The sequence below is a fragment of the Paenibacillus piri genome (assembly GCF_004354045.1).
Taxonomy (GTDB): Bacteria; Bacillota; Bacilli; order Paenibacillales; family NBRC-103111; genus Paenibacillus_S; species Paenibacillus_S piri.
Genome location: NZ_SMRT01000019.1, coordinates 143,151 through 159,391, shown reverse-complemented (window position 1 = coordinate 159,391; position 16,241 = coordinate 143,151). Strand labels below are relative to the sequence as shown.

16 protein-coding genes are annotated in these 16,241 nt (G+C 45.3%); 4 read left to right on the top strand and 12 right to left on the bottom strand.

The annotated features are described in order from the left end of the window. Positions 1-189, bottom strand: a 189-nt coding sequence (locus tag E1757_RS36260; protein WP_220446507.1) for a hypothetical protein, incomplete at its 3' end; no start/stop codon positions are given. Positions 190-388: 199 nt separating this feature from the next. Between E1757_RS36260 and E1757_RS29340 the strand changes: the two genes are divergently transcribed. Beyond that, positions 389-1,951, top strand: coding sequence for an extracellular solute-binding protein (locus E1757_RS29340; RefSeq protein WP_133234935.1), 1,563 nt, complete (start codon positions 389-391; stop codon positions 1,949-1,951). A gap of 168 nt (positions 1,952-2,119) precedes the next feature. After that, positions 2,120-3,799, top strand: a complete 1,680-nt coding sequence (locus E1757_RS29335) for a hypothetical protein (RefSeq protein ID WP_133234933.1) — start codon at positions 2,120-2,122, stop codon at positions 3,797-3,799. Between the two features lie 146 nt (positions 3,800-3,945). Here the strand turns inward: E1757_RS29335 and E1757_RS29330 are convergent, their stop codons facing one another. Together E1757_RS29330 and argC are read right to left on the bottom strand one after the other, a co-directional pair. Then, complete coding sequence (locus tag E1757_RS29330) at positions 3,946-4,476, bottom strand: DinB family protein (RefSeq protein WP_246079626.1); 531 nt, start codon at positions 4,474-4,476, stop codon at positions 3,946-3,948. A 58-nt stretch (positions 4,477-4,534) separates the two neighbouring features. Then, a complete protein-coding gene (gene argC / locus E1757_RS29325; protein WP_133234931.1) occupies positions 4,535-5,497 on the bottom strand; it encodes an N-acetyl-gamma-glutamyl-phosphate reductase in 963 nt (320 codons plus the stop codon). A gap of 281 nt (positions 5,498-5,778) precedes the next feature. On the opposite strand from argC, the gene E1757_RS29320 reads away from it, so the two are divergent. Then, positions 5,779-6,219, top strand: a complete 441-nt coding sequence (locus E1757_RS29320; protein ID WP_133234929.1) for a MarR family winged helix-turn-helix transcriptional regulator — start codon at positions 5,779-5,781, stop codon at positions 6,217-6,219. Next, a complete protein-coding gene (locus E1757_RS29315; RefSeq protein ID WP_133234927.1) occupies positions 6,213-7,211 on the top strand; it encodes a hypothetical protein in 999 nt (332 codons plus the stop codon). The genes E1757_RS29320 and E1757_RS29315 overlap by 7 nt, the downstream gene beginning before the upstream one ends. A gap of 37 nt (positions 7,212-7,248) precedes the next feature. Here the strand turns inward: E1757_RS29315 and E1757_RS36025 are convergent, their stop codons facing one another. The 9 genes from E1757_RS36025 to E1757_RS29270 all read right to left on the bottom strand — a co-directional run bounded on the left by E1757_RS36025 (position 7,249) and on the right by E1757_RS29270 (position 16,114). Further along, positions 7,249-8,583, bottom strand: a complete 1,335-nt coding sequence (locus tag E1757_RS36025; RefSeq protein WP_165972338.1) for an NAD(P)-dependent oxidoreductase — start codon at positions 8,581-8,583, stop codon at positions 7,249-7,251. 416 nt (positions 8,584-8,999) lie between these two features. Next, positions 9,000-9,560 (bottom strand): dihydrofolate reductase family protein, encoded by a 561-nt coding sequence (locus tag E1757_RS29305; protein WP_133234925.1) that lies wholly within the window; start codon positions 9,558-9,560, stop codon positions 9,000-9,002. Between the two features lie 165 nt (positions 9,561-9,725). Further along, entirely contained in the window at positions 9,726-10,073 is a 348-nt protein-coding gene (locus tag E1757_RS29300; RefSeq protein ID WP_133234923.1) for a DUF1801 domain-containing protein, read from the bottom strand. A 43-nt stretch (positions 10,074-10,116) separates the two neighbouring features. Next, a complete protein-coding gene (locus tag E1757_RS29295) occupies positions 10,117-10,623 on the bottom strand; it encodes an SRPBCC family protein (RefSeq protein ID WP_133234921.1) in 507 nt (168 codons plus the stop codon). A gap of 168 nt (positions 10,624-10,791) precedes the next feature. Continuing rightward, entirely contained in the window at positions 10,792-11,379 is a 588-nt protein-coding gene (locus E1757_RS29290; protein ID WP_133234919.1) for a TetR/AcrR family transcriptional regulator, read from the bottom strand. 125 nt (positions 11,380-11,504) lie between these two features. Beyond that, positions 11,505-12,650, bottom strand: coding sequence for an NAD(P)/FAD-dependent oxidoreductase (locus E1757_RS29285; protein WP_133234917.1), 1,146 nt, complete (start codon positions 12,648-12,650; stop codon positions 11,505-11,507). 25 nt (positions 12,651-12,675) lie between these two features. After that, positions 12,676-13,389: a methyltransferase domain-containing protein gene (locus tag E1757_RS29280; protein WP_133234973.1), complete on the bottom strand. Its 714-nt coding sequence runs from the start codon at positions 13,387-13,389 to the stop codon at positions 12,676-12,678. After that, the gene (locus E1757_RS29275; RefSeq protein ID WP_133234915.1) at positions 13,382-14,539 is read right to left on the bottom strand and encodes a type III polyketide synthase; all 1,158 of its coding nucleotides are present in this window, start codon (positions 14,537-14,539) and stop codon (positions 13,382-13,384) included. The genes E1757_RS29280 and E1757_RS29275 overlap by 8 nt, the downstream gene beginning before the upstream one ends. Before the next feature lie 30 nt (positions 14,540-14,569). Next, the gene (locus E1757_RS29270) at positions 14,570-16,114 is read right to left on the bottom strand and encodes an FAD-dependent oxidoreductase (RefSeq protein ID WP_133234913.1); all 1,545 of its coding nucleotides are present in this window, start codon (positions 16,112-16,114) and stop codon (positions 14,570-14,572) included. Positions 16,115-16,241 lie beyond the last annotated feature (127 nt).

The window sequence follows — 16,241 nt, the reverse complement described above, 5'->3', positions numbered from 1 at the left end:
GAGAGATAAAATGTGTGTAACCAACCCACGTATATCAGATTGCTCAACGTCGAAAAGATTTTTGCCTTCACGCTCAGCCTTTAAGCGGAACTTTGTAATGCTTGACATGGAGCCTCTGCGGGTATGACATCCTGGCGAGAGAGCGATTACGTTGGTCACTTCATCGCCATAGGCCAATGAGCCTATCATACCCGCCCCTCCATGTAAAGCATCACAAAGAGTTACTTTTTACTCAAAATTCAAAAAAACGGGGAGCTTCAAGAGACGCTCTTGACAGACCTCGTTCATATCAGAAAAGCCACATCTAAAACACGAATGTATCTTCATCGAAAGGGCTTCGGTCAGAAGCTTTTCTTATAATAAACAAATTTGAAGGGAGTCGGTACGGATGGGCAAGAAAAAATGGGCCGGCATGCTGGCATTCGTTTTAGTTATCGTGGCGGGATGCAGCGGCGGAGGCGGCGGTTCTCCGCAATCCCAGGAGTCGAATCAGAAAACTGAGGAGCTGACTGTGGAATTATTTGACCGCAATAACGTTCCTGAGGGTCAAGGGACGCTTATGGATAACCAATGGACCCGTTGGATTCAGCAGGAAATGTTAAAACAAGGCGTCAAGGTAACCTTTGTTCCCGTCCCCAGAAGCCAGGAAACAGACAAGCTTAATGTCATGATGGCCGCAGGCAACGCGCCGGATATCGTCTTTACGTATGACAGACTTTTGTTCACCAAGTATGCGCTATCTGACGGCTTGGCCGATTTGACGGAATCCCTCAACAAATACGGGCCTGAGCTCAAGAAGGCGCTGGGCGATAAGGTACTGGCAAATGGCGTCATTAACGGCAAGCAGTACGCGATCCCTGCCGTAAGAAGCAACACGAACCATTACGGCTCCTTCATTCGCCAGGATTGGCTGGACAAACTGGGATTAAAAGCCCCCACCACTACCGAAGAACTGGTTAATGTGCTGAAGGCCTTTAAAGAAAAGGACCCGGGCGGCATAGGAGCAAACAATCTTATTCCATGGGAAAGAGTACCGCAGGACCCGAATAAATTCAGCACCGAATTTTTGCTGTACGACCTGATGGCTTCCTTTTTCAAAGACAATTCTCTGAAAACGAGGTTCACCACTCCCGAGCCTGCAAGAGAAGGCTTTAAAGATTTTATGCTGTTTATGAATACGATGTATAAAAACGGACTGCTCAACCGGGAATTTGCGACATCGGATAATAAGACCCAGATGGCCAATGTAACTAAAGGAGTGGCCGGCTTCTTTACGGAAGGCGCTTGGGTACCGTACAGCAGCGTGCCAAGCCCCTATTCGGTCTTGCAGAAGAGCGTGCCGACAGCGAAGCTGACACCTATCGAGGTATTTAAAAATCCGGACGGTCATTATTACAAGACCAACTATCCTCCATTAGGACTATACATCTTCACCCCGAAAACATCCAAGCATGTCGACGCGGTAGTCAAATATTTAAATTGGATGGCGAAGCCGGATGTGACACAAACGTTGGCGTTCGGCCTTGAGGGCAAAAACTTCAAAATGGATAACGGCATCCCGACTCCGATCAGCGCGGAGGAAAACAACAAAACGATGAACTGGATTATGCCCGACTTAAAGCTGATCTACAACGGAAATCCTCCGATGCCGCAGGCGCAGTCGGACGCATTGTTGAAATTGACCGCACAGCCGTATGGCGATTTTGCCGTTCTGTCCAATCAAATCGCTGCGAAGGATGCCGTATCCGACGTTCTCTTTAACGAGCCGGTGGAAGCCGAAGTGAAAAATAATCCGCAAATTGTGAAAACCGAGCAGGAATACTGGATCAAAATGGTGACGGCAACCGATTTTGAAGCGACGTATGCGCAATTCCAGAATGAACTCAAGTCGAGAGGCATCGATCAGATTATTACGCAAAGAACGGCACTGTATAACAAGACCTTCAAATAACAAAATCCCCTAAAAGTGACGTGATGCTCTGAAGCCAATTCCGATTACTTTTGGGGGAGCCCCCAGTTTTCTATAGAAATCGCTGCTCAATAATTTCAATAAAGGCAGGCGGAGATGGTGCTCCCGGAGCATTCATCTCTTAGCTTTGAACCGAGAGGAGAAACGGCCATGCTGAAGGGACATTATCGCAAAATCATTGAAATTACAGAGCTCTATGTTCCATTTATACTGCGTTTCCAATGTCTGGATACAAGCTCCCGCGATTACGGCGGATGTGTCGTCCCGCCCAAGGAATTTAGCGAGCCGGGGGTAACCGCGCATTGCCTGGACGTTCTGCTCAGCGTGTATTACAATGCGGATTCCATCTATTGCGGCAAGCCGGAGCTGCTGAACAGCGCCCGTCTCTATATAGCGAGCCTGCTGCGCGAGCAGCACGAGGACGGAACGCAGGACTTGAAGGAAACGAATTTCCATGATGCAACATCGGCCGCTTTTACGGTACAGGTGCTGGCCTATACGTATCGGCTGGTGCAGAAGTATTCGAAGCAATCGGAGCTGGAGCAGGAAATTGGCGGCATGATGTTCGACTATTTAAGCCGCGCGGCGGAAGGCATCCTGAACGGCGGTTTCCATACGCCGAATCACCGCTGGGTGATGGCTTCCGCTCTGTCGCTGCTGTACAACCTGCTGGGTGACGAAAGGCTGAGGACAGAAATTCAGTTATACTTGAATGAAGGCATTGATTGCGATGAGTATGGCGAGTATACCGAGAGGTCTGTAGGCATTTATAACGTGATCAATAACCGCTCCCTGCAAATTATGGCGGAGCAATTGGCGATGCCGGAGCTGCTGCAGCACATTCAAAGAAATCTGGACATGGTAATGAAGTATATCGAACCGGATCAAACCTTGTTTACGTTAAATTCAACCCGGCAAGATTACGGCAAGGACACCTACCCTATCAGCTATTACGACAACTTTTTACTGATGGCTTATCAATTGTCCAACAAGACCTACGCCTATGTCGCCGATCAGCTGCTCCACCTCACCGATCGTTTGCTGAAAAAAGCGGATTCGGCTGTCGACATAGCCGCGGCGGTACCTGCACCCCGCCTGTTGACGCAATATATGCTGAACGAAGGCTTGGACCGTTTTGAATCGGAAACGGAGGCGCCCGGGCTTCATTATGAAACCTGGTTTAAAAACTCCGGCGTCATCCGGCAGCGTACAGACAATGTAACCTTAACCGTGCTGAAGAATAATAGCACCTTCCTGAAGTTCCAATCGGGCGGTAACAAAGTATATGTGAAATTTGCAGGCTCCTTTTTCAGCAAGGGGCAGTTCAAGGTCAACGACATCCAGAAGACCGACAAGGGCTACAGCTTGAACTATAGCTGTGAATGGGGCTATGTGCGGCCCTTCCCCAACGGTTCTCCTACCCCGGTATGGGGAGAAATGAAGCATGCGGAACGCGAGCGCGTGCAGCTTCAGCGCTATGACATTACGATCGATATCATCATCGAACGCGAAGGAATTGTTATGGACGTGCATTCGGAAGGAGTTGAGCAGGTCCCCTGCAAGCTGGAATTCATATTTGAATCCGGAGGGATGCTGGAAACCGGCGATACCCTTATTCCCGGAGATGCGGGACGCACCGCTATATTAAAAAACGGCGAAGCGATCTACCGGTTGGACGGAGAGTCGATCCGTCTGCAGGGCGGATTCGGCGAACACGCCTATACATCGGCCATGAGAGGCACAGAGGCTAACAGTAAAGACAAGTTTACCGTCTATATGACCGATTTCACGCCCGTTCGCCGGCAGGTTTCTATTTACGCAGGCTCGTAAGGCAGCCTCATTATGTTGTTTATTGAGCTTTCGTTTCCCGTCGGGATGAACTGACCTTTCATTTATTTTATGATTCGCCTTGCTCATACCGCAGATGCGACAACAGCGGCAAGCCCTGGAATTAAAATCCCGGGCTGCCGCTGTTTTTAGTGGTACGTTCCTGTTATATTGTCCTCACTATCAATTAATAATTTCGTTAGAACTACAACTTGTCCAGCATGATAACTATAATGCTCACAAACTTGAATTAGCATCGTTTCCAGATCCTTCGAATAGTTGGACATTGTTTCAAAAACGGGACGCACAATCATTTTATTCCAATCATCGGTTGAATAATGTATGGCAATGCTTGCTTTTAGATCACTTTCCGTAATAGCTTCAAGTATGATTGAAGACTGTCGTCTCACATCTTTGAGCAGTTTTATTAATTGTTTTCCGGATATACCATCGTTTATATGAAACTCCTCTGACCTCGTTCGAGTAAAAGGCGCCTTGCCAATACCGCTTACAAAATGTTGATATTCGTTTCCCGCCAAATGCATACATAAGTTGCCAATACTATTCATGCTCGGTTTAAATCTGTGCCATACTTGTTCATCTGACAAAAGGTTTAAACATGATTCTATCCGTGTTAACTGTTTGTTCATTTCATTCAGAACTAAATAGTTTAATTTCACTAAAACAACCTCCTTCTATATGAAGCCGCCGTTATCGATCTACGGCAGCCTCAAAGTGTTATATGTTATGCTCTACCAAACTATTTCCTTCATCGAATCCAAGCATGAGATTCATATTTTGTACAGCAGCGCCTGATGCCCCTTTACCTAAATTATCGTATCTTGAAATAATATTTATCTTGTCCTTTTGTCCAAAAACAAATATTTCCAGTCGGTTCGTGTTATTACATTCAGATATCATAAAATGCCCTTCGTCGAGGTAAGCTTCTGAATCGTACGGCATCACATGTACAAAACGCTCTGTTTCAAAGTACGCTGATAATACTTCATGTACATCTTTTGCGGAAGGGTTTTTCGGCATATACCTGCTCATTAAGGGAACTGACATTGCTAGTCCTTGCGCATAATTAGCTTTAATGGGTGTAAATAATGGCTCATATAAAAGCCCTGAATACAATAACATCTCAGGGATGTGCTTATGATTGAGCTGCAATGAATAATGTCTTGGAACATTAAGCTTTTTTTCGGTAACTAATGTTGAATTCTCATATTCCTCAATTCCACTTCTCCCAGCTCCGGAATAGCCGGTCACCGAATAACATGTAACGGGATAATCTTGTTGAAGAATACCAGCTTCGATCAACGGTCTAATGGTAAGAACAAAACCGGTAGCATGACAACCAGGAACGGAAACTCTTGATGAGGTACGTATTAAATCTCTTTGATTTTTTAACTCAGGCAAACCATATACCCAATTTTTATCAGTTCTAAAGATAGTGCTGGTATTAATGATTTTAGTTTTTTCATTTTTCACAAGAGCAATGGACTCTTTTGCAGCCGAATCGGGCAGACAAAGAAAAACAATATCTGCTACATTAAGGAGTTTGCTCCGTTCTTTAGGATCTTTTCTTTTATCGTAGTCAATCCTGAGAACCTCAATGTCTGATAGTTTTGATAGATATTCAAAGATCTTCAATCCTGTTGTACCTTCTTGTCCGTCAACAAATAATTTATATTTCATAATCATTCTCCTTGTCGTGCATAAATATTCGACGATATGTATAATTATACATGCGTTTTTATTTCAATCAATATATCTTGCAAATTATTACAAAACAAGACTTAACTATTTTGCCCGCTGGTTCAACGAGCTGCCGAACGTTTGCCGAACCATTGTGCCAATTGATGCGACGCATGGTTCGGCTTAGTTTGTTACTTGGAAACGTGCAACGCATTCAGCATGTTCAAAGATTCCGAATAAAATCATTTGACATCAAACATTTAGATATGTAATATTTAATCATGAAACTATATGACGAACCCAATTACAAGCTCCATTCCCTCACTTACATGCTTGACGCAATCGCCGAAAAAATCGTCCAACAACTTGCCGGAATAAGCTTTGCTCAATACCTTGTTCTGGTCGCGGTAGGCGAAGTCCACATCGTTACGGTTACCGGTATAGCCAGATGGCTGAATGTCCAGCCGCCTACGAGCAGTCATTTATGCCGCAAGCTTGAGTCGACCGGCCATCTCGTTATTAAAGTCAGCGACGAGAGTTTACGGGAGAAACGGATCACGATTACACAGAAAGGAGAAGAAGTATTATCCCTCGTAAATCCGAAGTTGGAAGCCATGTTCGCATCCAAATTCGAGAAGATTCCCTTGGCGGAGCGAGAACAATTTATGAAAACGCTGGATACGTTACTCGCCGAGCTGAAAAAGGAGAATGAAACTTGCTGAATGACACCGGAAAACATACCTTATATGCGATCCTTGGCTACATTGGAATATCTGCGGTCGGCTACATCTTATTAAAGCAATTCGGAGCGCCTTTTGTCGCGCACCAGCCGCTTGTCGAACACGCTTCGGCCGCTGATCGATTTTGGGATCTGCTAGCTGCTTCCCTGTGGTGCTTAGTCCTCATTGGCATCATTGTTTTGATAACACGCGGCTACCGGAACAAGCAGCTGATGTCACCCGGCAGAGAATCATCCAAAAAAGAGATATACCTTTTGCTGGGTTATATGGCGTTTGCTCAGTTGTTGGGGTTCGGATTAGGCAAACTGTTAGGCTTCCATGCGATCAGTTTCCATTTAGCGGGAAGTATTTATGGGACTCATGAGCATCTTAAACTGGCTGAAATGCTCGTTTGGTCATTCTATAACTTCATCATGTATGCTGTTTTGCCCGTCTTATATTTTACTTTAAAAAAGGGGTATACACTCTCGCAGCTGAATATCGTCTCGAACCAAAATGTGCTGCGCGATACGATTATCATTATCATAATTATAGTTATAGAATCTATTGTACAGTTGGGAGGTCTGTCCGACGCGCTGCTCAGTCTGACGCCAAGACAAATTATTTTCGGGGGTTTTGCTGCCTTTATCTTTAACTTGTTCGGAACGGCTATCCCGACCGCCGTTTTTTTATTCGCCATCCTATACCCGCGATTCAAGGCAGTCGCCAATAGCGCCGTTATCCCGATTGTACTCGGAGGGCTCACCTATACGGCGTTGCATTTCTTCGACAGTTGGATGGTCTTTAGCAGTCCCGGGGCTTTCCTGGCATCGTTCAGCGCCTTATTCATGCAATATTTCATGCCCGGTGTAGTAAAGTCGGTACTTACGGATAGGACCGGGAACCCCTGGGTGCATATGTGGGCTTATCACGTCTTCGTCCCACACGTCATCATCGATACCCCTCATTTCGTAGATTCATTCGATATTCGGTAAACGCCGCCTTGGACAGCGTGTCGCTGGAATATAACCATTATCTTTCTCTATATTGACCTGGAGTCATACTTTCTCTCTTCTTAAAAATCCGATTAAAGTACGTTGGCTGATAGCCTACCAATTCAGCAATTTCGTTAATCCGAAGGCTCGTATTTTTGAGCAGGTCCTTCGATTTCTTAATTCGGTAATCTGTTACGTAGTCGATGAAATTGATACCCGTTACTTCCTTGAAGGCTTTACTCAGACGAAAAGGGTCGACGTGATGCAAATCGGCGCACATTTCCAAGGATAAATCAATGTTATATTTGCTATGAATTGTTTCTTTAACCTCCTCAACCAGTTGAACAAGCTTTACATTTTGCGATTCAACAATAAGCTCAATGAACGGCTCCATAACAAGATGGATGAAGCAATCGCACATTTTTTGAAGTTCGTGATGCTGCAATAATTCTTCATATAGATTACTGAGACCAAACACCTTCTGCGGGCTATGACCTGTTTGGTATACCACATGCAAAACACTACCCAGCAATTGCAGCAAACCTTGGCGAAGCACGGTTTCGATATCAGCTTGCTGCTTAAAGGCAGAGACGAACTGCTCGAATAAAGCAGCCGATTCTTCATGATTCCCGATACGAAGCGCTTGTAGCAAGTCTTTTCCTCCGCGGGAAGCATTAATAAAATACGCTGTAGGCTTCATAAGACGGAACTGCTCAGCTCCAAATATCCCCCGGCTTTGCTGTGATAAAGGAACCAGAGAAATGATAAAGTCCGATTGCTGCAGCAGCTCTGTAAAGTCCGCATAGGCTGCTTCAAGCAGTTCCCCATCTTTTCGTTTGGTGCGGTTATGGTAGATAATATTTAGTCCACATGCCTTGGCTCTCCTGGCAACCGCACATCCTATATCTCCCATCCCTACAATGCCGAGAGTTTTCCCGAACAAATCGACACCATAGGGGATAGCTTGGCCGCTTTTCCAGCCTCCGGATCGCACATTATCCCAACCCTCATGAATGCGGCGGGCTGAAGTCAGCAGCAAGGCAAAAGTTAAATCTGCCGTCGCTTCAACAAGCACCCCCGGGGTATTGCCAAAAGGGACTCCTCTTGCGGTGCAGGCATCGATATCGATATTGTCATAGCCGACTGATGACTGGGCAACAACCCGCAATTGAGGGGCAGCTGCTAATAATTCGCAGTCAACCTTCACATCGCCTGTGCTGAATAGCCCTTCCGCATCCTGCAGCCATTCAAGCAATAACGCTCGGGGGATCGGTTCAGTATCTTTCCAAATCCTAACCTCACACTGAAGCTCGATTTTCTCCAAAGCGGAGGGCCATGACGGTCCGGTAAGCACCACTTTGAATTTACTCATAAGAGATCAATCCTTTCCTTACGATTACTGTGTTTGCTTGCATCCCTCACTATAGAGAGTTCCTTAATATCCGGCAATTGGACTCTATTGTTTTTGTTGATTGCACGCTTGGACTTTGTTGGTCTCAACCCGCATAACTTTATCCCTAACACAAAAAAACCGCTGTTTACACGGTCTCTAAGGGGGGTATTCGGGAAGCAAATTTGCAAAATAACAGGTAAACATCTGTTTGAGGCTGCATAACAAAAAAATCCTTGTATATCAAGGACTTAAATGCAACTTATTTGGCTTATGCGTACACGTGTAGTACCATGATTGCAATGCCCCTTGAAGTGTTTACAACAAAAAACACCCGCAAAGGGAGGCGTATTTTTGATTGTATTCGCGTTATCTCTTAGTTGGCTAAATACAAATATTTATTTGATGATGCGATATCTAGTGTGGGTTGTCCCATGAGATTCTAAGATCCTGATAGTTTCAAGTTGGATACATTCGGATCCGATATGATCAAACAATCGAATCCCCTCTGAAAGAAGTACGGGGGCAATATGCACATGAATTTCGTCAAGGAGCGACGTTTTGAGGCATTGTTGGGCTACTGACGCCCCACCCAGCACATATACGTCTTTATCGCCTGCCGAACCCTTGGCCTCTCGTATGGCAGCTTCAATGCCTTCCGAGACAAAGGTAAATACAGTCCCGCCTGGAGGAACGTTTTCCGGGATGTCGTGGGAAAGCACATATACGGGAACGTCACGGATCGGATGATTACCACCCCATCCGGATGTGATCTCATAGACTCGTCTGCCGGCAACAATGGCTCCTGTCCTTTCGAACAGCTCATTCAGGACTTCGCTTTTTTTAAAAATACCGGTGTTGAAATCCAGAATCCAATCGTGCAGCCGCTCTACGTCATCATCCTTTCCAGCAATAAATCCATCCAATGACATTGAGATGTCTAAAAATACTCTGCCCATCGATTTCATTCCCTTCTTGGCTCATTAAGTTTCTAGGAATCACACTCCCCATTCTACCATTTAGGAAGAAATCATATTTCTTCTTGATTGCTAAGTTGCATACGAATCCTGACTCCTCCCATAAATACAGGTGCCACGAATTCAAGAAGATTCGTGGCACTTGTTTTAGAGTGTACTCGATGCCTGGACAAGCAGTTTGGACAACATATCATAGTCGGGTGATTGCCCTTCACGGATTTTCGTCCATTTCCTTTCAGGGGGACCCTCGAACTGACCTTTAGGTAATTCAAGATCTTTAGCGTTCATGATCATAAATGCAACTGAATCTTTGGATGGAGTTATAACAGCAGCGAACTGACCGTTTTTCAAAAAGTGAGGTTTTTTGTATTGCACGCGTTCTTCCGCATCCGGAATAGATTGATGGACCAATTGACGAAGCCGATTGCAAACCTCGATCTGCCAAGGTTGACTTAGGCTTTCAATAAATGTCGTTACTTCTTGATTTTGGTTCATTGATAATTCTCGCTCCTTTTTAATGCAGATATTTTTGAAAAAGCTATGTTCTTGCCAAGTAAGCATCAAGCTGATCAAAGGTGCCGACAAGTCCCTGCTGGATATGAGGCCTCATGCTTTCGTAAGTAGCAAGCTCTTCTTCTGACGCCTGATACGGACCGCCTCTAAGCGTAAGCGTCGTCTTTCCACCGTTCTCGGTGAGGATCAAGTAATTAATAACCTCAAGCGGCCACGTTCCGCTAAACGGAGCTCGGATCGTATTGCCATCTTCGTCGGAAAAAGATTGGACGAAAACCAACTTTTCGGGCGCGACAATTTCTTTGTACACGAACTTGCCCCACATCACATGCCCTTCAGGCGAGCGCTGGCTACCCAGAAAGAGACCACCCGGATAAAGTTCGAGTTTCTTGACCTCCAATTCATAGCCTTGCGGTCCCCACCATTGTGACAAGCGCTCCGCCTCTGTCCAGGCTTCAAATACCGATTCGCGAGGTGCGTCGAAGACACGAGTAATCAACAACTCTTGTTCGACGGATTTGTTTGCTGCCAATTTTGTTTCCTCCTCATGTTTGAATATTTGGTTAAAAACAGTATTTGGTTAAAAGCGACTCTCCTTATTGGTTGTAAGTCGAGCGCTTGTGCACCCAAGAATCAGAGCTTAAAATTTTAGTTCCGTTATTGGTCTATCAGTACAAACTGAAATTACGAGAGTAAAAAACTAGGGGGTTAAAGCCCTGGCAAATATCCGAACGCTTTCTTGCATGAAGGGATCAAGTTCAATGTTTGGGTAATGCTTTCCAGATTCCAAATCATTGATAAATGCGCCAAAGTGCGTCATCATGAACGTAAAGGCCTGCAATTCCGGGTTCGTGCGAATCATCTTGCCTCTTTGTCCCATGTCGATGAAGTAATGGGTCAAAACCTCCAGAAGTTGCAGCGGATGCTGATGCATCCGTTTCTTAAAATCAGGTAGTAAGGCTGCTTCCCTGAGACTAATCAAGACCAACTTTCGGTCGCGATTCATGATTTCGTGATACGCCCTGCATATAGTAAGGAGGTCTGTTTCAAGTTCCCATACAAGACTATCCTCGAATATCTTTTTCATTTCTTCGGCGTAATGGAAGTGATCGAAGGATGCTTCGAGAAGATTCAGTTTGGTGCCGAAGTAACGAAATAATGTCTTCTCGCTCAGTCCGGCTGCTGTTGCGATCTCCTCCGTGGTTACTCCGTTATAGCCTCTTTCCGAGATCAGATTAATGGCGGCTTGCAGCAACCGCTCGCCCGTACTTTGCCTACCGTATTTCACGTTATAACCCCTTTTTCAAAAAATGTCTGTCAGTTCTAACTGACATTAGTGTATACCAGTACTTTCCATCTGTCAATAGCAATTGGTTTTTTGATATCGAATGGAGAAGATGAAATCAATGAAGTCTATGATTCGCTTTCTTTTAATCTGGTCGCTTGAACCAATCCATATGCCAGTCTCGGTGAGAGTTGTGCTGCATTTAGTAGCAGTCTGGGTATAACGGGTACGCCGAATGCCCATTGAATAAGACGTCCCCATTGTAAGGGACCCATGAATTCATGCTGAATGGATTGCGTGTATTCATGCTGCCACCTAGAAAGTGAAATCTCCCCGCATAAATAGCTGTTTGCAAGAGGAGCGCACAATCGTGCTGAACGCAGCGCCATGGACATCCCATCTCCGCAGAGTGGCGGTATCATTAGAGTGGCGTCACCTACATGGGGAATTGAATCCCATGCCAATGGCTTGCGGTTTAGATTAACCGGGGCAACGGCTGCCTGGGTATAGGGAACTGGAACGGCATTAGCCATCTTCCGATAAAGCTTCGGGTTCCTGCTGCAAGCGGCATTAATCAACCCTAAAATCGATTTGTCACTGTTCCGAAAAGCTTTCCGTTTCAGTAGTGCCGCAATATTGACGAGCCCGCCTTCAATGGGTGAAATACCTAAATATCCGCCATCAAACAAATAGAGCTCTACAACGGGCTCCATTTCTACTCCCTTAAAATGGGATTTTACGCCAATATACGTATTCTGATCGAGAGTATAAGGGTTATGACCTGGAAGTCCTGAACGACAATTTGCACCCCACGCAGCAATAGCAGCTCGTACCTGATATAGTTTTCTTTCCTCTCCCTGTTTCGTCTCAATTGTGTATCCTCTGCCATTGGGATATACGGAAGTTACTGTTGTTGCGGTCTGCAGATGAACACCTGAGCTTTGCGCAGCGCTATGGAGAGTGGAATCCAGCGAATATCGGCTTACCCCTAAAGCAATACCGGGCAGAGGAATTTCTAAGGCTTCGCCAAAGCTAAAAATTATACGTGCCCGACTAATCAAACTTGGCTGCAGCGATTCTACAAATTCACGCAAGCCAAAAGTATTCATCATGCTTTGGGATTCGGGGGACAGAAATTCACCGCAAACTTTATGCCGCGGAAATTGCTGACGGTCGATCAGAACTGTTTCCCACCCCCGATCCGCTAAAGACTTGGCTAAGCTGCTGCCGGCAATTCCTGCGCCAAGAACCGCCACATCCAGGGTGTGATTCATCAACATTCAACTCCGATGATATAAATTATCCCTTGCTTTTCGGGATGACCACCACGTACCGAAACATGGGTCTCCAGACATAGAACATCTCGGTTGCGCCTAGAGCTTCCCTGAGATTTTTCCAATCCTCCGAACGAAAACCTTTAGCCACGGATAGCGGTCCGTCATTTAATATATATCGGTTATTGGAGACAATTCTCGCTGTAAGCCATACCGCTGCCCAAGGAATCCAATGCCGATGGATGTCGTTGATCACAACACCTAATCTGGATGCCTTAAGCATACTTTCTACAACTTTGAGCAGCTCATTCCCAATAAAATGATGAACGAATTGTGTCCCCGTAAGCACATCCGCGCAACCTTCCGGAAGCTCGAACAGATTGCTTCGCATCACATGTATCCGCGGTTCGTTACAATAAAGCAGCCTTGCCTCCTCACAAGCTTCTTCCGTAATGTCTACCAAGGTGATCCTTACATCGATCTGGTTCTCATCCGCCCATCGCAGAATTTGCCGATTCACATCTCCGGACCCCGATCCAATATCCAGGATGGAAAAACGCCGCGGTTTGTCCGACTCTAGCCATATTTGCTGTACCCCGAAGAGAGTGGTTGATGCGGCACCGAAGATCCGGTTAAGCATTCGAAGATGCTGCAAAGCTTCCCGAAGCTCTGCTCCCCCTGTCGAAAAGTCATCCATCAGTTCGTGTTCTACAGCTCGCTGTTTGAACCTTCTAAACATGGTTTTCATCCAAAATCCCTTCTTGAAATGAGCCGGATGGGAAATAAGTGATCTGGATCATCTCGCAGGTAAGGCCCGGCCCGAATGCCAGGGAAACGCCGTTTGCCGGTCCGGAGCTGCGGCTTTGCAGCTCATGCCTCATTTCGTTAAGCACGAATATTATCGTTGCGGAGGACATGTTTCCATAATTGCGCAATACGGTGCGGCTGGGCCTGGTTTGTTCTTCTGTTAGCCCGAACGTCTCTTCCAGCGTATCTATAATTCCTTTGCCTCCGGGATGAATCGCCCAAATATCAGGCTTTTGATTTCCATTAATCAAACGCTCAACTTGCTCTGGAATATATCTGCCTATCAGTTTAGGAATGTTTGTCGATAAATAAAGATCAAACCCGTAATTGCCCACCTCCCACATCATCTCTTCGTCGGAGTCTGGCAGAAGAATGGAATGTTCGTTTCCTAATTTGAAAATTCCATGATGGTCAAATCCCGTAGAACCTACAGAGCCTACAATACAAGCTGAAGCTCCATCGCCGAAAAATGAAGCGCCAAATAAGGCTTCACGCTCGCTGGAGGGCTGAATGTGAAGCGTGCATAATTCAAGACAAACAATTAAAACTTTAGCGGCGAGATTACTTGTTACGATTTGTCGTGATAGGCAAACGGCTTTTAATCCAGCGGCGCATCCTAAAAAGTTAAGCGGAATCCGATTGACAGTGACAGCTAATCCTAACTGTTGAACCAACGCGGCATCCAAACCCGGAAGGAACTGCCCTGTACAACTAACTGTGATTAGATGTGTAATGTCAGACAATTTCACATTTCCATCTGCCAGCGCTTTTCTCGCAGCATTCAGCGCTAATGGAATGGATTCCCTTTTATAGGTTTCCATTCGTTCGGCAGTCGAGGGAACTGGCCGTCTGGATTGGGAAAAATAAAGGCAATCTTCGGCAGCTTCCAGCAGGTTCGGTTCGCAAGTGTAACGTGCTTCCACACCGCATTGCTTGAATATTCTTTTTGCCCAGCGCGCTGAATCGGGATTATCGCTTAATGCATAAGCTAATCTTTGTGATGTATCAGCCTGATCGAGACGATAATCCGGTACGGCTGTGCCTATTCCCAGAATTGCTACGACTGGAGCTGCTTGTATCAATTTGTATCGTCATCTCCTCGCAATTGCTTATCATTCAGGAAATACTATTTTTAACGGCTTTTTAGCGGGACCTTCAAGCACTTCGCCTCTGTATGAAAATCTTGAACCATGGCAAGGGCAGTCCCAGGTTCGCTCTCCATCATTCCATTCGACTTCACATCCCATATGGGTGCACGTCGTATCGACGATATGTAGTTGGCCTTGTTGATCCCGATAGGCGCCTGCTCTTTTTCCATTAGCTCTCACGACGGCTCCTTCATCAATATTTAGCTCCTCCGGATTCTTGAAAATCATGCCCAATTTTCCGGAAACGAAATGATTAACCACATCCGCATTTTGCACGATGAATGTTTTTAGGCTCGGATCTGCGTGAAATCTTGCAGGCTTAAAGAGTTCTTGGTAAGGGCTTTTTTTTCCTGTGACCAGCTTTTCGATTAATAATGCCGCCGCTGTTCCTGTAGTCATGCCCCATTTTTTATATCCGGTGGCGACAAGTATATTAGGATCATCCGAAGCTGTTTGTCCAATATACGGAAGCTTGTCCAAAGTAACCAAATCTTGAGCAGACCATCGATAATTGATTTCTTTTATTCCCAACTGTTCTTCACCGAACATTTTCAAAGCTTCGTAGTGCTGAAGCGTACAGATTCCCTGTCCCGTCTTATGGCTTTCGCCTGCGATTAATACCATTGATTCTCCATTAACCGTCGTAGACCTGAGAGATCGTTTGGGTTCCTCGGCACTTATAAACATGCCCCTCGGAAATGGTTTGGCAGTTTTTACAGCCAGAATATAAGCTCTTCTCGCGTGCATTTTTGCAAAATAAAATCCCCCTCCGTCAATAAAGGGAAAATGTGAACACGAAATGACATAATCACTGGTGATACGATATCCTTCTTTCGTAAACAATGTTGCAGGATTTCCTTTTTCCATACTTACAGCTGTCGTATGCTCATAAATTTGGCACCCCTGTTGTTGTACTGCATCATTAACTAAATACGTTAAATATGGGATCGGATTAAACTGGGCCTGATTTCTCATGACAACCGCAGCTTTCGTTGGAAAAGGCAACGGCGCTTGTTTTATATAAGCTCCGGGTATTTCTAATGCCTCATAAGCTGAGTATTCGGCGGCCAGTTTTTGCTCGTAATCGTCTGAATTCGTGTAAACATAAGCATCTTCCTCTGAAAAATCACATAATATTTGATGCTCATGAACAGTTTGTTTAATGAAATGTAATGCCTCCCGGTTGGCTTCGTAGTATAGCTTTGTTTGTTCTTCGCCGAAATGTGAAATGAATTCGTTGTATATAAGATCATGCTGTGCAGTAATTTTTGCCGTTGTATGGCCTGTGGTTCCGTTAAGCATTTTGCCGGCCTCAATTAATGCGACTTTAAGACCCTGTTTTGAAAGCAAATATGCCGTTGTTACGCCGGAGATTCCTGCCCCGACGATTGCTACATCTACTTTGATATTATTTGTCAGCTTAGGAAAACTCGGAATACTCGAAGAAGCAATCCATAAGGATTCGGGAAATTGTGGAAGGTTTTCTTTGGGTAACTCGTTATTTAGCATTTCGATATACCTTCTTCCATTTTTAACATAATATAACCGATGTGGTTTATTTTATACCCGCGATTCCGTGAATAGAGTCTTCAATTTAGCCATTTTCAGCAGCCAAATGTACAAAAATTTTCGCTAT

Bases quoted from the DNA above. Each gene is read 5' to 3' on its own strand.
- E1757_RS29340 (WP_133234935.1), top strand. From the start codon at position 389: ATGGGCAAGAAAAAATGGGCCGGCATGCTGGCATTCGTTTTAGTTATC.
- E1757_RS29335 (WP_133234933.1), top strand. From the start codon at position 2,120: ATGCTGAAGGGACATTATCGCAAAATCATTGAAATTACAGAGCTCTAT.
- argC (WP_133234931.1), bottom strand. From the start codon at position 5,497: ATGAAATATAAATTATTTGTTGACGGACAAGAAGGTACAACAGGATTG.
- E1757_RS29320 (WP_133234929.1), top strand. From the start codon at position 5,779: ATGAAACTATATGACGAACCCAATTACAAGCTCCATTCCCTCACTTAC.
- E1757_RS36025 (WP_165972338.1), bottom strand. From the start codon at position 8,583: ATGAGTAAATTCAAAGTGGTGCTTACCGGACCGTCATGGCCCTCCGCT.
- E1757_RS29305 (WP_133234925.1), bottom strand. From the start codon at position 9,560: ATGGGCAGAGTATTTTTAGACATCTCAATGTCATTGGATGGATTTATT.
- E1757_RS29300 (WP_133234923.1), bottom strand. From the start codon at position 10,073: ATGAACCAAAATCAAGAAGTAACGACATTTATTGAAAGCCTAAGTCAA.
- E1757_RS29285 (WP_133234917.1), bottom strand. From the start codon at position 12,650: ATGAATCACACCCTGGATGTGGCGGTTCTTGGCGCAGGAATTGCCGGC.
- E1757_RS29280 (WP_133234973.1), bottom strand. From the start codon at position 13,389: ATGTTTAGAAGGTTCAAACAGCGAGCTGTAGAACACGAACTGATGGAT.
- E1757_RS29270 (WP_133234913.1), bottom strand. From the start codon at position 16,114: ATGCTAAATAACGAGTTACCCAAAGAAAACCTTCCACAATTTCCCGAA.